Origin of the sequence: Methylobacter sp. (assembly GCF_023227905.1) — a bacterium.
Classification (GTDB): Bacteria; Pseudomonadota; Gammaproteobacteria; order Methylococcales; family Methylomonadaceae; genus Methylobacter_A.
Genome location: NZ_JALOCF010000117.1, coordinates 1 through 2,957 on the forward strand (window position 1 = coordinate 1; position 2,957 = coordinate 2,957).

Below are 2,957 nucleotides of genomic sequence, written 5' to 3' on the forward strand. Positions count from 1 at the left end.
CGTTGCATTAAATAGTATCGTAGCTGGTGTTGATGGAATTCACATTGATGCAGACCAACACGCAAAAGTTGCGGACCTTGTTTATACGGCTCTTAATAACTAGCCTCTGCCTACGTTCTACTATATAAAGGAATGTAGCGCATACGCATCATAGGGCTTGTATAGGGGATAGCTGGACACCTACATTACGAATTAGGTGGCGACCCCACCAAGAACGTTTCGATATTTTTCTACAAGCCATTAACAAGGTCAAGGATGGGGAACAAGTTTATTACGATATGAGTTGGGGCTAGGGATTAAACCCCCAGCGAATACTATTGATTTTCACGGCAATATTTTCACGCTCACGAGTGATTTAGAGTAATATTAAATTAGGCTATGGAAACACTGAAATCTATCGGCGGGGCAGTACTTGGAATAATCATCTTTATCGGTATTATTGTAGGTGCGATATTGCTATTTACACTAGGGGTGCAGGCCTCGGTCGTCATAGCACCCTACGTCTATGCAATTGCTGGCATACTATTCTTTGTAAATATAATTACTTTACTATCTGCAATTATACCTAACGCTCGTGGTGCTGCTGGATGGATTCTATTCATATCATCCTACATATATGGACTTGCTACGTGGATATATGGCCTGCTTGTAACCCTCTCGCTGTGGGGAGTACTTGCGATAATAATAGGTCTATTCTTGGGTGGCGTAGGCGTAGTGCCGATAGGTATGTTGGCCGCTATATTCCATGGTAGGTGGGATATATTCTTTACCTTGCTAATTCTAGTAATCCTAACTTATGGAACTCGTATGGTAGGTATGGCTCTTGCCGAGAGTCACGAAAGACGCTCACAAGAGGACGATAATATTATTGAACTCAAAGCAGAAAATGAAGATAAGCGAAGCTGGAGGGATTTGGAATAATGAATTTACCAAACGCAAAACAACGTCAAAGATATATAGACTCAGTCAAGGCCCTTGAGGAAGCGTTGAAGCACGCAACAGAGACCGGAATATCCGATGTAGCTTTACATTCCGCACAAGAGCAATTAGATACGCTTGCCGAAAAGTACCAGAACGACGAAAAGATAGGTACCGCTCGATATAAGCTGTATGAACTACAGGCATTTATATGCTACTTTGAACATAAAGATAATGAAGCACTGGACTTCATAGATCAAGCCATCAAAACAAAAGGCAGCAGTTATCCTAAGGCCGAAAAACTAAAGGACACTCTGTCTGCGCCAACTAAGGCAAATATACAACCGTCTAGCATAGATGAATCAAAAATGACAAAAACACAAAAGCGAAAGAAACTTATAGGCCTAGAGGGTTGGCTGGCTTTGTTTATCGTAGGGCAGTTCCTAGCACTACTAATAACTATCTATGGATTCTTTGCGGATGGTTTTACATCATGGTCCGACATAAACGCTCTTAATGAATATCAATCAGGACTTGGTAATTCACTACAGGCTCTAACTACATTTGAAAACTTAGCAATCCTTATCTACGTCACCCTTGTCATCACTACATTAGTACTGCTATTCCGCAGGAGTAAGTTGGCAAAAGCATTTGCTATTGCGACACTAGTATTTTCAGCTATATACGGAATCCTGGACTATGCCGTAGCGTCCTCTATATTCAGCTCATCGGATATATTCCAAACTGCAGAAACTCAATCGTTAATGAGTAAATACGCGGGTGATGTCGGCAGAAGCATTATAACTGCACTTATATGGGCGCCGTACTTCCTAGTATCTAAACGAATCAAAGCAACTCTAACTAAATAGAGAAGGCCTACACAGGCACCCCCAGTTTTATCCTAAAATGCCCACTTGTAAAACCTAACCATAATCGTCATAATAACCTCATAAAAACGTCGTTGAAATAGGGGGCATTATACAACCAGTCGCGTTAACTCGTTTTTGGCATCGCCGTATCTGTGAGGCGACACTTCTGATGTCTATTGGCGTCGTTGTTTTGTATTTTTTGCCATATTTTGGTGATGTAGCCGTCAGTCAGCCGTTTATCGTAACCGTGCCGATCCTGCTACTTGCCAGCCTGACATCTGTGATTAGCTTTGTTTCATATCTATGGATTCCAAAAAAGGCCATCCTACCGTCATCACTAATCGTCTATCTGCTACTAACCGCAACTGCCGCTGGCCTAATCGTGACTACTGGGGGCACCAGTTCGCCGTTTATTGCCCTGTGGATGCTAGTAGCCGTATTCGCCGGTATTTTCGGTGTTTGGGGATTAGTACCAGTACTACTAGCGATAGGGTTATTCGTCGCTTACGAATACTTGCAGGGCAGGTTAGGGCCAGAACTAATTGTCATGGTCGGGTTTGCCGGATTACTGCCCCTAATTGCCAGTTTTATAATCTGGCACAATAAATCAGGCAAGATCGAATCTGATGGCACGGACCGCGCCTACAAAGACCTTGCTAGTGAACTATCCCAGGTCGCCACACAATCCGAAGTCGTAATTAACGCCATCGGTGACGGGGTAGTGGCCGTCGACAACCAAGGCATCATCCAACTAATTAACCCAGCCGCTCAACGTATCATCGGATGGTCCAAACAAGACGCCGTTTCACTTAGCTACAAATCAGTCCTACAGCTAGTCAACCAAAAAGGTGAGCCATTAGACGTAACGACCGACCCCGTACAACAAGTTCTAAATACCAACCAACAAATCCGCGATAACGACCTGGCGCTAATGACTCACAGTGGCAAAAAACTCCTAACATCGCTAGTAATCTCGCCAGTTGGCCAGGCCGGTTCTGGCGCGATTATCGTATTCCGTGACATCACCAAAGAAAAAGCCGAGGAGCGCGAACAAGCCGAGTTTATCAGCACCGCCAGCCACGAAATGCGCACGCCGGTTGCCTCGATCGAAGGCTATTTGGGCCTAGCCCTAAACCCCAACACCGCTCAAATCGATGACAAAGCTCGCGA

3 protein-coding genes are annotated in these 2,957 nt (G+C 44.3%); all 3 read left to right on the forward strand.

Annotated elements, in window-relative coordinates; all coding sequences use genetic code 11:
• Positions 1–378: 378 nt before the first annotated feature.
• The gene (locus tag M0R47_RS21535) at positions 379–921 is read left to right on the forward strand and encodes a hypothetical protein (RefSeq protein WP_292558410.1); all 543 of its coding nucleotides are present in this window, start codon (positions 379–381) and stop codon (positions 919–921) included.
• Positions 921–1,787, forward strand: coding sequence for a DUF2569 family protein (locus M0R47_RS21540; RefSeq protein WP_292558411.1), 867 nt, complete (start codon positions 921–923; stop codon positions 1,785–1,787). The genes M0R47_RS21535 and M0R47_RS21540 overlap by 1 nt, the downstream gene beginning before the upstream one ends.
• A 169-nt stretch (positions 1,788–1,956) precedes the next feature.
• Positions 1,957–2,957, forward strand: a 1,001-nt coding sequence (locus tag M0R47_RS21545) for a PAS domain-containing protein (RefSeq protein ID WP_292558412.1), incomplete at its 3' end; no start/stop codon positions are given.

Excerpts from the sequence above, each read along its gene's own strand:
- M0R47_RS21540 (WP_292558411.1), top strand. The coding sequence starts at position 921 with ATGAATTTACCAAACGCAAAACAACGTCAAAGATATATAGACTCAGTC.
- M0R47_RS21535 (WP_292558410.1), top strand. The coding sequence starts at position 379 with ATGGAAACACTGAAATCTATCGGCGGGGCAGTACTTGGAATAATCATC.